Origin of the sequence: Pseudomonas sp. TH04, assembly GCF_016651355.1 — a bacterium.
Lineage (GTDB): Bacteria > Pseudomonadota > Gammaproteobacteria > Pseudomonadales > Pseudomonadaceae > Aquipseudomonas > Aquipseudomonas fluorescens.
Window position 1 is genome coordinate 5,427,364 of record NZ_JAEKEA010000001.1, and the last position, 16,088, is coordinate 5,443,451.

Below are 16,088 nucleotides of genomic sequence, written 5' to 3' on the forward strand. Positions count from 1 at the left end.
CTGCTTGAAGAGCGCCTGGCCACTGCGCAACTGGCCCAGGAAGGACTGGCGGCGCAACTCGACGCCAGCCGCGACGAGATCAGTGACCTCAGCCAGGCCAACGCTGCCAAACAAGCTGACCTGGCCGCCGTGCGCCGTGAGGTCGAGTTGCTTCAGATTGATCGCGACAACGCTCGCGACGCGGCCCACGCCTGGAACCTCGATCGCAGCGCCAAAGAAACCGAGCTGCGTCGTCTCGACGCGTTATCAGCTGCCTTACGCGCCGAGCTGCGCGAACAGCAGGAAAGCCATCAACAACGCCTTGCCGACCTGCAAGGCTCGCGTGACGAGCTGCGCGCGCAGTTCGCCGAGCTTGCAGGGAAGATCTTCGACGAGCGCGAACAGCGTTTTGCCGAAACCAGCCAGGAACGCCTGGGCCAGTTGCTCGACCCGCTCAAGGAACGCATTCAGTCCTTCGAAAAGCGTGTGGAAGAAAGCTATCAAAATGAGGCGCGTGAACGCTTTTCCCTGGCCAAAGAGCTTGAACGCCTGCAGCAACTGAACTTGCGTCTGTCCGACGAAGCCACCAATCTCACCCGCGCCCTCAAGGGCCAGAAAACTCAGGGTAATTGGGGGGAACTGATCCTTGAACGCGTGCTGGAACATGCCGGGCTTGAGAAAGGCCGCGAGTATCAGACCCAGGTCAGCCTCAAAGGCCCGGATGGCGAGCGTTTTCAGCCAGACGTGTTGATCATGTTGCCCGGCGACAAGCAGGTGGTCGTCGACTCCAAGGTCAGCCTCACGGCTTATCAGCAGTACGTTGCGGCGGAGGATGATGGGATGGGGCAGGCAGCGCTCAAGCAGCATGTGCTGTCCCTGCGCAATCACGTCAAGGGCTTGGCTGGCAAGGATTACAAGCGCCTGGAGGGCCTGCACAGCCTGGATTTTGTTCTTCTATTCGTCCCTATCGAGGCGGCGTTCTCCGCCGCGCTCCAGGCTGAGCCGAACCTGTTCCAGGAAGCCTTCGACCGTCATATCGTCATCGTCAGCCCGACCACGTTGCTGGCCACCCTGCGGGTGATCGACAGCCTGTGGAAGCAGGAACGCCAAAGCCAGAACGCGCGGGAAATCGCCGAGCGGGCCGGCTGGCTCTACGACAAGTTCGTGCTGTTTATCCAGGACCTGGATGAGGTGGGCAACCGTCTGCAACAGCTGGATAAAGCCTACAGTGCAGCACGGAACAAGCTGACGGATGGGCGCGGAAATCTCGTCAGCCGTACCGAGCAGTTAAGGTTGCTTGGCGCCCGCGCCAGTAAAAGCCTGCCGGCTGATTTGCTTGAGCGGGCGATGACCGATGCAGACGGTGTGGCGCATCTGCCGGAATAAGTGCGGCGGATGCGCTAGCGGGCGTGTCGGCGATAACGCGGGTGGCTGGTCCACCGCGATCGCCGGCAAGCCAGCTCCCGCAGAGGCGTGTGTGCAGCGTTCCTACAGCGGGAGATGCCGACTCAACAGCGCCCGCAACGCTGCAGGCTTGACTGGCTTGGCCAGGTAATCCAACCCCGCCGCGTGCACCTCGGCCACCATCTCCGGCCGGCCGTCCGCGCTGATCACCACCCCGGGAATCGGCTCCGCCAATTGCGCGCGCAGCCAACCCATCAACTCGGTGCCGGTCTCGCCATGGTCCAGGTGGTAATCCACCAGGGCCAGTTGCGGGCGTACGCCCTCGGCCAGCAGCGCCGCACATTGCGCCTGGTCGGTGGCGGTCCACACTTCGCAACCCCAACGCGTCAGCAGGCTGCGCATGCCAATCAGGATGCTCTCTTCGTTATCCACGCACAGCACCTGCGCACCGCTGAGTGGCAAACCACTGTCCTGCGCGGCCTTGACCTGCGGGCTGGCCTGGTTGCGCGCCAGTGGCACACTCACGCTGAACACGCTGCCTTTGCCCGGCCACGAGCGCACGCTCAGTTTATGGTCGAGCACACGGCACAGGCCGTCGGCGATCGCCAGGCCCAGGCCCAGACCTTTTTCGGCGCGTGTCTGGTGGCTGTCCAAACGCTTGAACTCTTCGAAGATGACCGTCTGTTTATCCAGCGGAATGCCGGGGCCACGGTCCCAGACCTCCAGGCACAGTTCGCCTTGGCGTCGGCGTACCCCAAGTAGCACTGGACCGTCGGCATAGCGGAATGCGTTGGTCAGGAAATTCTGCAAGATCCGGCGCAGCAATTTGATGTCGCTGTCCACCCGCAAGCGACTGCCGCGCAGGCGGAAACGCAGGCCTTGCTCGCGGGCCAGTGCCTTGAATTCTGCGCCGAGGGTGTCGAACAGTTCATTGAGTACAAAGGGCTGTCGCTGCGGGTTGATCTTGCCGTTTTCCAGGCGTGAGATATCCAGCAGGTCGCTGATCAGGTCTTCGGCGGAGCGCAGCGAGCTGTCCAGGTGCTGCACCAACTGCTGCGCCTCCCGGGACAAACCGTCGTTCTGGTGGGAGAGGGCGGCAGAGAACAGCCGAGCGGCGTTGAGCGGTTGCATCAGGTCATGGCTCACTGCTGCCAGAAAGCGCGTCTTCGACTGGCTGGCGGATTCGGCCACGCCTTTGGCATCGGTGAGCGCCACATTCAGTTGCGACAGTTCATGGGTGCGCTCGGTGACCCGTTGCTCCAGGCCCTCGTTGGCCTCGGTGAGTGCCTGCTCGGCTTCCCGGAACGCGGTGATGTCGGTAAAACTCATGACAAAACCGCCGCCGGGCATTGGGTTGCCGATCAGCTCAATCACGCGTCCATTCGGGAACAAACGCTCGGACGTGTGGGCGCGGCCCTGGCGCATCCAGTGCAGGCGTCGTGCTACGTGCACTTCGGCTTCGCCCGGCCCGCACAGGCCGCGTTCGGCGTTGTAGCGAATGATGTCGGCAATCGGTCGCCCTACACTGATCAAACCTTCCGGGTAGTTGAAGAGTTCCAGGTAACGCCGGTTCCAGGCCACCAGCTTGAGTGACTGGTCGACCACGCTGATGCCTTGGGTGATGTTTTCGATGGCGCCCTGCAGCAGCGCGCGGTTGAACTGCAGCACCTCGGAAGCTTCGTCGGCGATCCGTACCACGTCCTCCAGCTGCATTTCCCGCCCTTCAATCGCAGCTTTTACGACAGCACGTGTCGAAGATGCACCGAGCACGCCGGCCAATAGCCGTTCGGTGTGGGCGATCCAATCGTTATCGGCATTCTGGTTGGGGTTAAACCCTTTGCCCTGGCGATAGGCGAAGCGGATAAAACTCTGCTGGGCGCGTTCTTCACCCACAAAGCGCGCGGCGAGGCTGAGTAAGTCGCTGATCTGCACGGACAACATTGAGCGCGCACTGGCGCGCTGGCTGATTTCCTGGCCAATAAAACGCCCGGCCTGCCAATGTTCGGAAACCCGTGTGCGCGACAGCATCGACACCCAGACAAATAGCGTGAAGTTCCCCGCCAGGGAAAACACGGTGCCCAATGTGAGTGAGGTGACGGATAGACCAAATGGGTGCGAATGCATCCACGTCAGCCCGGGGAAAAGGCTGAACGACCAACCAAGACTTTTCGCGGTCACCGGCAGGACCAAGGTGTAGAACCACAAAAAGGTGCCCGCCGCCAACCCGGCAAACACGCCACGCCGGTTGGCCTGCTTCCAGTAAAGCGCGCCGAGCATCGCCGGGGCCAGTTGGGTGACGGCGGCGAAAGCGATCTGGCCGATGGTCGCCAGGCTCGCGGTGGAGCCAAGCAGGCGATAGCTCACATAGGCCAGCAACAGGATGATCACAATGCTGACCCGGCGTACCGACAGCATCCAGTGGCGGAACACTTCAAACGGCCGCTCGGCGCTGGAGCGGCGCAGCAGCCACGGCAGCAACATGTCGTTGGAGACCATGGTCGACAGCGCAATACTCGCGACAATCACCATGCCGGTAGCCGCCGACGCGCCGCCGATAAATGCCAATACCGCGAGGGCGGGATGCGCCTGGGCCATGGGCAGGCTGATGACGTAGGAATCCGGCAATACCGAGCCGGGCAATAGCATTTTGCCGCCGAGTGCGATGGGAATGACGAACAGCGCGGCGAGGATCAAGTACGCCGGGAACACCCATTTGGCGAGGCGCAAATCCTGCGGGTCGATGTTTTCCACCACGGTGACGTGAAACTGCCGGGGCAGGCAAATGATTGCCATCATCGCCACACCGGTTTGTACCACCATCGACGGCCAGTTGACGGTTTCTTTCCAGTATTCATCCAGGCGTGGTTCGAGCATCGCCTGGCTGAACAGGTCGCCGAAACCGTCGTACAGGCCGTAGGTCACAAACGCGCCGACGGCGAGAAAGGCGAACAGCTTGACCAGGGATTCAAACGCAATCGCCAGCACCATGCCACGGTGGTGTTCGGTCGCGTCGAGGTTGCGGGTACCGAACACAATGGTGAACAGCGCCAGCACCAGCGACACAATCAGCGCGGTGTCCTGAGCGCGGGTGCCGGTGGTGTCGGGGCCGGACCCGATCAGCAGGTTCACGCCGAGCACGATGCCTTTGAGTTGCAGGGCGATGTAGGGCAGCACGCCAACCAGGCAGATCAGCGCCACCACCACCGCCAGGGATTGGGACTTGCCGTAGCGCGCGGCGATAAAGTCGGCAATGGAGGTGATGTTTTCCTGCTTGCTGATCAGAATCATCTTCTGCAGCACCCAAGGTGCCAGCACCAGCAGCAGGACCGGTCCCAAGTAAATCGGTAAAAAGGCCCACAGTTGTTCGGCGGCCTGGCCTACGGCGCCGAAGAAAGTCCAACTGGTGCAGTAGACGGCCAGCGAAAGGCTGTACACCCAGGCGCGCACCCGTGGTGGCAGCGGCGCGTGGCGGCGGTCACCGTAGAAGGCGATGGCAAACATAATGGCCATATAGGCCAGGGCAACGGCGGCGATCAGCCCGCTGGACAGCGTCATGGTAACTCCGAGCGTAAGAACACCCGGGCATTCCAGGCCCGGTTGGACAGTCTCGCATGATGCTCGGGGTTAGTCAGTGTCGACCAAGGTCGTGTTTAGGCTCTGGCGGGCAAACCCGTCTCCCACACAGGGCAGCGCCCACCGTTATCGCGGTGGCAAGGTTTTCTGGCGCAAGATATAGAGCGTTACCAGAACGGCACTGGTCAGCATAAAGCCGCGAGCCCACGGCAGTGGCACCAGGTAACAGGAGAAACCGATGCTCAGCCACATCAAGCCGATTGCATAGACCTTGCCCTTGAGCGGAATACCATTGCCGTCCAAGTAGTCTTTGATCCATGGGCCCAGGCGCGGGTGTTCCACCAGCCAGTGGTAGAAACGTGGGGAGCTTCGAGCGAAGCAGGCGGCGGCGAGCAAGAGGAAGGGCGTGGTCGGCAATACCGGTAGGAAAATGCCGACAACCCCCAGCGCTACGCTCAGCCAGCCGATGGCCAGCAGCCCGTAACGCAGGAGCAGCGAGCGATTGCCCATGGGTGCCACGGGCAAACGACTCAGTGGTGACGTGGCTTGAGGATCGCCGGTTTTTCGTCAGGTGCGTTGCACAGCAGGTACAAGGCGGTCAGGGCTTCCGGGATCTGGACGATCATGTCGTCCATCAGGTTGGCGTCGGCGGCGATGTCGGAGAATTCCGGCTGGTCATCGAACAGGCCCGAACCGACCATGATCGGCAGCAGCATTTCGCTGACTTCTTCTTCGGCGGTTTCGAACCAGGCGGCTTCGCGCAGGAACACCCCTTCCATGAACCCGATGCACCAGCCGCGCAGGTCGGAATCATCCGGCTCTTCGCCCAGGTCGAGGTCGCAGGGCAGTTCGAACTCCTCATCGGCAGCCAATTGGCGACCGATGTGGGCCTTGAGGGCCAGCAGGGTGGATTCGATTTCCTCACGCTGGGCGGCGTCGGCGTAGTGAGGTTCTTCGGCGAACAACGCGTCGATCCATTCACGGTCAGGCACGACTTCGGAGCAAATCGACAGGGCGGTCAGGTAGCCGTGAGCGGCCACGTAGTCCAGCGCCTCGTCATGCAGCTCATCGGCGTCGAGGAAGGCTTGCAGGCGGGTTAGTTGCTCAGCGAAGGACATTGAAGGACTACCTTGGGAATAAACGATGCTGAATTCTAGGCTTTCTTGAGCGCCCAGGCCAGCCACACTGCATATTTGCCAGGTTTTAGATAGCGGCCGCTATTCGTCAGTGGCGCCCTGTGCGAGGTAACGCTCGGGTATACTGCCTCGTTTTGTGATGCCCCTGCAGGCCAAGCGCCAATCCGAGAAAACTTCGCTTACGGATTATTTCCCGTGACCCCGCGTTTTTTCGGCCAGCCTGTACAGAGGGATTTCGGCACCATTTTGGAGTTTTACATGCTCGAGCAGGCTCAACGCGTCCTCAAGGACATCTTCGGCTACGACAGTTTTCGTGGCCGCCAGGGTGCGATCATTGAGCGCGTGGCCAGTGGCGGGGATGCCCTGGTCCTGATGCCTACCGGCGGTGGTAAATCGCTGTGCTTCCAGGTGCCGGCCCTGTTGCGTAACGGCTTGGCCGTGGTGGTGTCGCCGCTGATTGCGTTGATGGACGATCAGGTTGCCACCCTTGAGGAACTCGGCGTTGCCGCGGCGTCCTTGAACTCCACCCTCAGTGCCGAGCAACAGCGCGACCTGGCGGCGCGAATCAAGCGCGGTGAAGTGAAGATGCTGTACCTGGCCCCCGAGCGTCTGGTGCAGCCGCGCATGCTGGCTTTTTTGCAGAGCCTGGAGATCGCGCTGTTCGCCATCGACGAAGCCCACTGCGTGTCGCAATGGGGCCACGATTTCCGTCGCGAATATTTGCAACTGGGCCAGTTGGCCGAGCTGTTCCCTGACGTGCCGCGTATCGCGCTGACTGCCACCGCCGACAAACGGACCCGTGAAGAAATCGTCGAGCGCCTGCATTTGCAGAATGCCGAGCGCTTCCTGTCGAGCTTCGACCGACCGAATATTTTCTACCGCATCGTGCCCAAGGAGCAGCCGCGCAAGCAGTTGCTGGCGTTCCTGTCCGAGCGGCGCAGTGATGCGGGCATCGTGTATTGCCTGTCGCGCAAGAAGGTGGATGAAGTGGCCGCGTTCCTCTGTGAGCAAGGCTACCCGGCGCTGCCGTACCACGCGGGCCTGCCGAATGAAACGCGCTCCGCCCACCAGAAACGCTTCCTCAACGAGGAAGGCCTGATCATGGTCGCGACCATCGCCTTCGGCATGGGCATCGACAAATCCAACGTGCGTTTTGTGGCGCACATGGACCTGCCCAAATCCCTTGAGGCGTACTACCAGGAGACCGGTCGCGCCGGCCGTGATGGCTTGCCCGCAGATGCCTGGATGGTCTATGGCCTGCAAGACGTGGTGATGCTCAAGCAGATGCTGCAGAACTCTGAAGGCGATGAGCGCCACAAGCGCCTTGAGCAGCACAAGCTCGACGCCATGCTGTCATTGTGCGAAGAGACCCGCTGCCGCCGTCAAACATTACTGGCGTACTTTGACGAGGACATGCCCGAGCCGTGCGGCCACTGTGACAACTGCGTGGATGGCGTGCAGACCTGGGACGCCACCGAGCCGGCACGTCAGGCCCTTTCGGCCATCTACCGCACCGGCCAGCGTTATGGCGTTGGCCATCTGGTGGATGTATTGCTGGGCAAGGACAACGAAAAGGTGCGCAGCTTCGGCCACGAAAAACTCTCGGTCTACGGTGTCGGCAGGTCCCGTGCAGAAGGTGAGTGGCGGTCACTGTTCCGGCAGATGGTCGCGCGCGGCTTGGTGGATATCGACCTGGAAGGTTATGGCGGCCTGCGCCTGAACGACAGTTGTCGGCCGCTGCTCAAGGGCGAAGTGAGCCTTGAGCTGCGTCGCGACCTCAAGCCGCAGACCACCGCCAAAAGCAGCACCAGCCAGGCCAGCCAGCTGGTGCGTGGCGAAGAGCGCGAGCAGTGGGAAGCCTTGCGCACCCTGCGGCGCAAATTGGCGCAAGAGCACAGTGTGCCGCCTTACGTTATTTTCCCCGACTCGACCTTGCTGGAGATGCTGCGCGAGCAGCCGACCACGATGGCCGAAATGGCCCGGGTCAGCGGCGTCGGTGCGCGCAAGCTGGAGCGCTACGGGCAGGCCTTCCTCGAAGTGCTCGGCGGCCAGGCCGAAGCGCCGAAGGAAGTTGCCGATATTCGCCACGAACTGATCAGCCTGGCGCGTGCCGGCATGACCCCGATCCAGATCGCCGGCCAACTGCAATGCTCGGAGAAAAACGTCTACACCTTGCTGGCTGAATCCATTGGCAAGCAGCAGTTGTCGCTGGAGCAGGCCCTTGATTTGCCGGAAGATCTGCTCGGCGAAATCCAGGACGCATTCCTCGACGGAGAAGGCGAACTGCCACCTGTTGCGGAGATCGCGCCGTTGTTTACCGGGCGTGTTCCGGAAGGGGTTTTGTACTGCGTGCGTGCCGCTTTGCAGTCGGAATTCGAAATTTAATGTGCCAATTACGACAATGTAACGAATCAGTACATAGCAACTCTTGCCTCATGGCATGGCTCATGCTTAGCTGACTAATAATTAGCCATACTTTATTTTCAGTCTAAATCACGAGTTTTTTATGCCTTTAACCGATCAACACCGCTTTGGCATGCAGTTGGCGCAAATGTCCCGAGGTTGGCGCGCCGAGCTGGACCGCCGTTTGGCGGGCTTGGGCTTGTCCCAGGCACGTTGGCTGGTGCTATTGCACCTGGCCCGTTTCGAGGAAGCACCGACCCAACGTGAGTTGGCACAAAGTGTCGGGGTAGAAGGCCCGACCCTGGCACGCCTGCTCGACAGCCTGGAAGGCCAAGGCCTGGTGCAACGCCAAGCCGTACTGGAAGACCGGCGTGCCAAGCGCATTCTGCTGTGTGACACCGCCCGCCCTCTGATCGAACAGATTGAAACCATTGCCACGGCCTTGCGCCATGAACTGTTTGTGGGCGTGGATGAAGAGGATTTGCGCGTGTGCATGCGAGTCCACGGGCATATTTTGGCGAATCTGGAAAAGCCCTGAGGTAGCGCCTGACTGATGCCGGGCAGGGTCGTTGTGGCGAGCCTGCTCACCGCACAGGCGCCTCCCACATTCGATGTGTGCCGGGCTCTAGAAGGTCTGGCCCAGGTTCAGGTACACCGCCTGCTGCTTATCATCATTGAACCCATAGCTGAAATTCAGCGGCCCCAGCGGCGTATCAAACCCGAGGAAAATACTCGCGGCGTTGATATACCCACTGTCGAACTGATTGTCGTTGTTCCAGGCCCGCCCGCGTTCCAGCGAGGCGCCGAGGTACAGCGGGAAATCCAGTGGCAGGTACGAGCGCGGTGTCAGCCGGCGGTAGTACACCGCCCGCATCAGCGCAATGTTCTGCCCCGAGATCGAGTCTTCGCGAAAGCCCGATAATTGCCGCGCACCGCCCAGCAGGAAGCTGGAAATCACCACGTCGGATTTATCCAGCGTGCGCCCGTAGCGCCCGCCCAGTATCAACGTGTCCGGGCCGTGGCTCATGGCCTTATCCAGCTTGAACTCCCATTGGCGGTAGCGTTGGTCCGAGCCCAGGCCGGGTGCGAACTCGCGGAAGGCCAGGCCGATGTCTTCGCCGGAGTGGGGGAAGTACACGTTGTCCAGCGAGTCGAAGGAGTATTTCAGCTCATAGAAGCCCTCGCTGAAGCTCACGCTTGGCAGGTCGCGCTCGCCAATGCGCACATCCGCCTTGCCCCACGCTTCGCCGACGCCGAAGCGAATTTCGCCGTTGTTACCAATCTGGCGCCCCACATTCAGGCCAAAACCGTAGCGTTCCAGGCGGTATTCGGCGATGGGGTCGCTGTCCAGAACCAGATCAACGTTCTGCGCCTGAGCACTGAGATAAGGCGCGACGAAGTAGCGTGAGCCCACATCCAGTGGCTGGAAGAACTCGCTGTACAGTTCCTGACGGTCACCAATCTGCACCCGTGTCAGCCATTCGGCGCCGAGACGGTTAATGCCGTTCATGCGGTAACTGGCACCGAGGTTGTAGGCACTGGCGCCGCGCATGTCATCCGACAGGCTGAGGCCCAGGCGCAAATAATCGGTGCCGCTGCGTTTGCCGCGTGCGCTGATGACCAGGGTGTTGTCGCGGCCTTTTTTCACCACGCGGTATTGCACCTGCTCGAAGTAATCCAGGCCGTACAACGTGCCCATGTCGGTTTGCAGGCGGTCCAGGTTCAGCGGCTCGCCCAGGGTTTGGCGGATGTAATAGCGGATCACGTCATCGCTGACTTTTGAGTCGTTCTCCACGTTGATCGCAGTGATGATCGGCGTGCGTTCGCCCGGGGTGCGCGCCTCCACCAGTTGCGGGTCGACCGGTTCGGCGGGGCGCAGGTGTGCCAGGCGTATATCGAGCGCGCGGGTGGCGCGGTAGCCGGCGTCGATCATGTCCTTGGCGCGGCCAAAGTCCGTCACGCCATAGGCGGCCAGGGGCGGCTGGATCAGCACGTCCTTCGGATGCAGGGCCTTGAGTTGCTCCTCGGAATTGCGCCGGGTCATCAGGGTGATGGACTGGTTGAGCACGTCGACGACGGTCGCCAGTTGTTTGCGTGAACGCAGAGGCGTACCGATATCCACCACGATAGCAATGTCGACACCCATCTCCCGGGCTACATCCAGCGGGATATTGTCGGTCATGCCGCCGTCCACCAGCAGCCGCCCGTCCAGCTCCACCGGGGCAAACACGGCGGGGATCGACATGCTGGCGCGGATGACCTGAGGCAGGTGGCCTTTGTTGAACACGACTTTTTCGCCGGTGGTGATGTCGGTGGCCACTGCGCGGAACGGGATCGGCAGTTTGTCGAAATTACGCGTGTTGCTGGCGTGCGCGAACATGCTTTCCAGCAGCAGAGCCAGGTTCTGGCCCTGGATCACGCCGAGCGGCAGGCCCAGACTGCCGTCGTCGCGGAAACTGAGTTTTTGTTTGACCAGGAAATCCCGGTCATCCTGTTTGCGTCGAAACGGCACATCCTCCCGCGGTGGCGCATCGGACAACGCCTGCTGCCAATCGATATTCAGCGCGAGCTTTTCCAGCTCATCTATCTTGTAGCCCGAGGCGTATAAACCGCCAATCACCGCGCCCATGCTGGTGCCGGCAATGGCATCGATCTGAATACCTTGCTCTTCCAGGGCCTTGAGCACGCCTATATGCGCCAGGCCACGGGCGGCGCCGCCGGACAACACCAGGCCGATTTTCGGGCGGGGTGTTTCCACGGCGTTGGCAAGGAGTGGCAGCAGGCACAGGAAAAGGCAGGACAACAGGCGGCGCATCATGTATCTCGGGCTGGGCGATAAAGGCCGGTATTATAGCCACTCGATCCTCCCAGCCTGTTATGCCAGGAACCTCTCAAATTATGTCTGCAAGCAAACCCGAGATCGTCATTACGTATTGCACCCAGTGCCAGTGGCTGCTGCGCGCCGCGTGGCTGGCCCAGGAGTTGTTGAGCACGTTCTGCGACGACTTGGCGCGCGTGACGCTGGAACCCGCCACCGGTGGCGCGTTTCGCATCACCTGTGACGGCGTGCAGATCTGGGAGCGCAAGGCCGACGGTGGTTTCCCGGAAGCCAAGGTGCTTAAACAGCGCGTACGCGATCAGATCGACCCGCAGCGGGATTTGGGCCACAACGATCGAAACGCGTGAAGGTCATGCGGTTGCAGCGGGCTGTTTGGCCTGGCTGGTACTGCCCATCAACCCTGACAGTACGATGGCGATGATGATCAGTGCGCCCCCCAGCAGCATGCGCAACGTCGGGGTTTCGGCAAACAGCAGCCACGCCGCAGTGATGCCGTAGACCGGCTCCATGGCAAACACCACCGACGCCGTACGTGCCTTGATCACGGCGAGGCTGGCGACAAACAGGCTGTGGGCCAGGCCGGTACAGAAAACCCCCAACAGCCCGATCCACAACCAGTCGATGGCCCGCACCTGCGCCAGCCCCGGCGCGGCCAAGGGCAACAGGCAGGCCGCAACTACAACGTTCTGGCACAGCGCTGCCTGCACCGCCGGAATGCGCCCGGAACTGGCGCGATTGTTCAGCGACAGCAGTGAAAACAATAGCCCAGAGACAATGCCCCACAGCAAGCCGCCGGTGGCTGCACTGGCGAGGTTGAAGTCCGGCGTCACCAGCACCAGGCCGATGCTGACCAGTACCACCAGCAGGATTTCATTGGCGCGAATGCGCTCGCGGAAGATCAGCCCTTCGAGCATCACCGTAAAGGCCGGGAATGCGGTAAAGCCGAGCGTGGCGACGGCGACCCCGGCGACTTTGACCGCAATGAAGAAAGTCACCCAGTGCGCCGCCAGCAACACGCCGCTGACCAGCAGCCGACGCCAGTCGCGCATCTGCAGCTGTTTCCAGGGGGTATTGCTGGCGAATCGCGCAAACACCGCCAGGGCAAGCACGGCAAAGGCGGCGCGGCCAAACACAATGATGGCGGGCGAGGCGGCCGCCAGCTTGCCGAATACGCCGGTAAGGCCAAACATCAATGCGCCGATATGCAGGGCGCCGAGGGCTGAACGGGGAGTCATTGCGATCCTTGAACCAACGGGGTGTCAGCGTCGCAGTCTAGAGGGTCGAGGGCGCTGGTGTCTGTCGCGACGCTCGCGATGATTAACGCAGGGCTCTTGTCAGGCGGCCCGACGCAACGCGCCGGGTGAGGCGCCGAATTCGCGCAGCATGGCCGCAGAGAATGCGCTCTGCGAGGCATAGCCGACACGTGCGGCGATCTCGCCAATGGCCAGGGCAGTCTCACGTAAAAGCCCGAGCGCCATGTGCAAGCGACGGCTGCGTAGATAGTCCATCGGCGTTTGTCCGCACTCTGCCATGAAGCGTGCATGCAGGCGCGGCACTGAGAGCTCGGCGATCCGCGCAAGGTCGGCAACCTGCAGCGGGCGCGCCGCGTGCCGCTCGATGTGGGCGTTGAATGCCGCATAGGGCAGGCGCTTGCCCTGCATCGGGCGGGCCAGCGGGTGGTTAAGGCTGGCCAGTAACAACACCGCGCCTTGCTGGACGATCAGCGGATCATCCACCGGGCTGTGCGCCAGCCATTGCACCAACTGGCTTTGCCGGGAATCCAGAGCCAGGCGCGCCGGTTGATCGAGCAGGCGGCGGCTGGCGTCGGCATGTTCGCCCAGGGATTGCACCACCCAGTGTTCGGTGGGCACATCCAGCACCAGGCAGCGGCTGCCGTCGCGACTGCCGCAGGTATGGTGGGCGGAGAACGGCAGCACCATCACGCTGCTTTCGTGCACCTGGCTGCCACGGCCGTCGACTTCCAGGTCCAGGTGCCCGGACAGGCCGAACACCAACTGCGCATGGTCATGGCTGTGGGCGAGGGGGGCTTCGATGTAGTGGCGCAGCGTGAGGGTCGGTCTCATCGCGGTCTCCTGGGCAGCATGGCGCCAGTCTACAACGCTTTGCGGCAGGCGAGCGCTGTCATCAGACTGACGCAGGTCTGTCATGGGCTATTAATCGCAAGGGTGCAAGCTCGCGAAAACACCGTCGAGGGACGCCCATGACCAGTGCCGAATTCGTTAAGCCCAGCCGTAAGCAACGGGTGCGGACCCTGTGGATTTCCGACGTGCACCTGGGCACCCGGGATTGCCAGGCCGAGCACCTTTCGCAGTTCCTCAAGGGTTACCACGCCGACAAGGTGTACCTGGTCGGCGATATTATCGACGGCTGGAAGATGCGCGGCGGCATGTATTGGCCCCAGGCCCACACCAACGTGATCCGCCGGCTGCTGACCATGGCCAAGCGCGGCACCGAGGTGATTTATGTCACCGGCAACCATGACGAATTTCTACGCCGTTATTCCAAGCTGATCCTGGGCAATATCCAGTTGGTGGACGAGGCGGTGCACGTCACCGCTGATGGTCGCCACCTGCTGGTGATCCACGGCGACCAATTCGATGTAATCACCCGTTACCACCGCTGGTTGGCATTTCTCGGTGACTCGGCTTACGAGTTCACCCTCACGTTGAACCGCTGGCTCAATCACTGGCGTGCGCGCTATGGCTATGGCTACTGGTCGCTGTCGGCGTACCTCAAGCACAAGGTCAAAACGGCGGTGAGCTTTATCAGTGATTTCGAAGAGGCGATTGCCCACGAAGTGACCAAGCGTGAACTGCATGGCGTGGTCTGTGGGCATATCCACCATGCGGAGATTCGTAAGGTCGGTGAGGTGGATTACCTCAACTGCGGGGATTGGGTGGAGTCATGCACGGCATTGATCGAGCATTGGGATGGGCATATCGAGTTGTATCGGTTGGCGGATGCGCAGGCAAAAGAGGCACAGCTAAAAGCTGAAATGGTCGCGGGCTAAAGCCGGGGCGATCCAAATGTGGGAGCGGGCTCGCTCGCGAATGCCGTGTGTCAGTCAATGCATCTGACGACTGATTTACCGCATTCGCGAGCGAGCCCGCTTCTGCATTTACTTGCGGTCGCTTCAGTTGGAAACGTCGGCGATCGCCTGTGCGAGCAGGCTCAAGCGTGTCGCATCGATACCTGCGACGTTAGCGCGCCCCGAACTGACCATGTACACGCTGTGCTTCTCCCGCAGGTGTTTCACCTGCTCGGCACTCAGGCCGGTATAGGAAAACATCCCGCGCTGCGCACCGATGTGCGCAAACCGTTCGGCCAACCCGTGTGGCGCCAGCGCCTCCACTAAGCCGGAGCGCAACTGTGCAATCCGCGAACGCATGGCTTCGACTTCGCCGCTCCATACCTGCTTGAGCGCGGCATCGCCGAGGATGGTCGCGACCACTGCGGCGCCATGATCCGGCGGTGTCGACCACAAGTTACGCGCGATATTGGCCAGTTGGCTGCGCACGTCCGTGAGTTTTTCGGCATCTGCCGCACACACGATCAATGCACCCACACGGTCGCGGTACAGTCCGAAGTTTTTCGAGCAGGAACTGGTGATCAGCACTTCCGGCAGTTCGGCTGCCAGCAGCCGTACCGCCCATGCGTCCTGCTCCAGACCGTCGCCGAAGCCCTGGTAAGCAAAGTCGATCAACGGCAGCAGTTGGCGCTCGCGCACGATTTGCAGCACTTGGCGCCAGTCATCCTGGGACAGGTCGAAGCCGGTCGGGTTGTGGCAGCACGCGTGCAGCAACACCACATCGCCCTTCGGTACTTTGGAGAGCGTCGCCAGCATCGCCGCCACGTCCAGGCGGTTGTCCGCACCCACGTACGGGTAATGGCTGACCTTCAGGCCGGCCTTGGCGAAGATGGTTTCGTGGATCGGCCAGGTCGGGTTGCTCAACCACACGCCACGGCCGGGCAGGCTGTGGGCGATAAAGTCGGCGCTCAGGCGCAGGGCGCCGGTGCCGCCCGGGGTCTGGGTCGCACCGGCACGGCGTTCGCGGATCAACACTGAATCGGCGCCAAGCACCAGTTCGCTGATCAACGTGCCGAACGCCGCGTTGCCGTGCCCGCCGATGTAGGTTTTGGTGGTTTGAGTGTCGACCAGGCGCTGTTCGGCGAGTTTTACCGAATGCGGAATCGGTGTCAGGCCCTGGTCATCCTTATAGACACCCACGCCCAGGTCGAATTTGTTCGGGTTGCTGTCCTGGGCATACAGGTCCATCAAGCCCAGGATCGGGTCGCCGGGTACGCGGCCAATGGCATCGAAATGCATTACTTGCGGCCCTCGGCGTCCTTGGCCACTTCGTCGGTGCGCGCGGCCATGATGAAGTCGTTGCGGTGCAGGCCCTTGATCGAGTGGCTCCACCAGGTCACGGTGACTTTGCCCCACTCGGTGAGCAAGCCTGGGTGGTGGCCTTCGGCTTCGGAGATTTCACCCATGGCGTTGGTAAAGGCCAGGGCGAATTTGAAATTCTTGAACAGGAAAACTTTTTCCAGCTGCATCACGCCGTCGCGGACTTCGATGTTCCAGTCGGGAATCTGCTTGATCAGTACCGGCAGCTCTTCGTCGCTGACTTGCGGGGCGTCGGCGCGGCAGGCTTCGCAGTGGGCTTGGTTCAAGGTGGTCATGTGTGTGTCCTGAATTCGAGTGTTTGAAAAACGGTCGTCAGTAGCGTCAC

Annotated in this window: 13 protein-coding genes; 5 read left to right on the forward strand and 8 right to left on the reverse strand. The window is 61.6% G+C overall.

What is annotated here, in order from left to right; all coding sequences use genetic code 11:
• On the forward strand, nt 1-1,365 hold the full coding sequence (gene rmuC, locus JFT85_RS24430; protein WP_169875352.1) for a DNA recombination protein RmuC: 1,365 nt from the start codon (nt 1-3) through the stop codon (nt 1,363-1,365).
• Nucleotides 1,366-1,467: 102 nt separating this feature from the next.
• Here the strand turns inward: rmuC and JFT85_RS24435 are convergent, their stop codons facing one another.
• The 3 genes from JFT85_RS24435 to JFT85_RS24445 all read right to left on the reverse strand — a co-directional run bounded on the left by JFT85_RS24435 (nt 1,468) and on the right by JFT85_RS24445 (nt 6,074).
• Nucleotides 1,468-4,938 (reverse strand): hybrid sensor histidine kinase/response regulator, encoded by a 3,471-nt coding sequence (locus tag JFT85_RS24435; RefSeq protein WP_053257336.1) that lies wholly within the window; start codon nt 4,936-4,938, stop codon nt 1,468-1,470.
• 144 nt (nt 4,939-5,082) lie between these two features.
• On the reverse strand, nt 5,083-5,466 hold the full coding sequence (locus JFT85_RS24440) for a YbaN family protein (protein ID WP_053257335.1): 384 nt from the start codon (nt 5,464-5,466) through the stop codon (nt 5,083-5,085).
• Nucleotides 5,467-5,486: 20 nt separating this feature from the next.
• Nucleotides 5,487-6,074 (reverse strand): UPF0149 family protein, encoded by a 588-nt coding sequence (locus JFT85_RS24445; RefSeq protein WP_053257334.1) that lies wholly within the window; start codon nt 6,072-6,074, stop codon nt 5,487-5,489.
• 276 nt (nt 6,075-6,350) lie between these two features.
• Between JFT85_RS24445 and recQ the strand changes: the two genes are divergently transcribed.
• Both recQ and JFT85_RS24455 read left to right on the forward strand, forming a co-directional pair.
• Nucleotides 6,351-8,477, forward strand: coding sequence for a DNA helicase RecQ (gene recQ, locus JFT85_RS24450; protein ID WP_201230593.1), 2,127 nt, complete (start codon nt 6,351-6,353; stop codon nt 8,475-8,477).
• Between the two features lie 121 nt (nt 8,478-8,598).
• Nucleotides 8,599-9,033, forward strand: a complete 435-nt coding sequence (locus tag JFT85_RS24455; RefSeq protein WP_053257333.1) for a MarR family transcriptional regulator — start codon at nt 8,599-8,601, stop codon at nt 9,031-9,033.
• Between the two features lie 87 nt (nt 9,034-9,120).
• Here the strand turns inward: JFT85_RS24455 and JFT85_RS24460 are convergent, their stop codons facing one another.
• On the reverse strand, nt 9,121-11,310 hold the full coding sequence (locus tag JFT85_RS24460; RefSeq protein ID WP_053257332.1) for a patatin-like phospholipase family protein: 2,190 nt from the start codon (nt 11,308-11,310) through the stop codon (nt 9,121-9,123).
• A gap of 83 nt (nt 11,311-11,393) precedes the next feature.
• Between JFT85_RS24460 and JFT85_RS24465 the strand changes: the two genes are divergently transcribed.
• The gene (locus tag JFT85_RS24465; RefSeq protein ID WP_053257331.1) at nt 11,394-11,681 is read left to right on the forward strand and encodes a SelT/SelW/SelH family protein; all 288 of its coding nucleotides are present in this window, start codon (nt 11,394-11,396) and stop codon (nt 11,679-11,681) included.
• A 3-nt stretch (nt 11,682-11,684) separates the two neighbouring features.
• Here JFT85_RS24465 and JFT85_RS24470 read toward each other — a convergent pair whose 3' ends face one another.
• The gene (locus JFT85_RS24470; RefSeq protein ID WP_201230595.1) at nt 11,685-12,569 is read right to left on the reverse strand and encodes a DMT family transporter; all 885 of its coding nucleotides are present in this window, start codon (nt 12,567-12,569) and stop codon (nt 11,685-11,687) included.
• 99 nt (nt 12,570-12,668) lie between these two features.
• Nucleotides 12,669-13,418, reverse strand: coding sequence for an AraC family transcriptional regulator (locus JFT85_RS24475; RefSeq protein WP_069551064.1), 750 nt, complete (start codon nt 13,416-13,418; stop codon nt 12,669-12,671).
• Nucleotides 13,419-13,555: 137 nt separating this feature from the next.
• On the opposite strand from JFT85_RS24475, the gene JFT85_RS24480 reads away from it, so the two are divergent.
• Entirely contained in the window at nt 13,556-14,365 is an 810-nt protein-coding gene (locus JFT85_RS24480) for a UDP-2,3-diacylglucosamine diphosphatase (RefSeq protein ID WP_053257328.1), read from the forward strand.
• A gap of 123 nt (nt 14,366-14,488) precedes the next feature.
• Here JFT85_RS24480 and JFT85_RS24485 read toward each other — a convergent pair whose 3' ends face one another.
• Nucleotides 14,489-15,682, reverse strand: a complete 1,194-nt coding sequence (locus JFT85_RS24485; RefSeq protein WP_078827077.1) for an amino acid aminotransferase — start codon at nt 15,680-15,682, stop codon at nt 14,489-14,491.
• Nucleotides 15,682-16,038, reverse strand: a complete 357-nt coding sequence (locus JFT85_RS24490) for a 4a-hydroxytetrahydrobiopterin dehydratase (RefSeq protein ID WP_017134918.1) — start codon at nt 16,036-16,038, stop codon at nt 15,682-15,684. The genes JFT85_RS24485 and JFT85_RS24490 overlap by 1 nt, the downstream gene beginning before the upstream one ends.
• Nucleotides 16,039-16,088 lie beyond the last annotated feature (50 nt).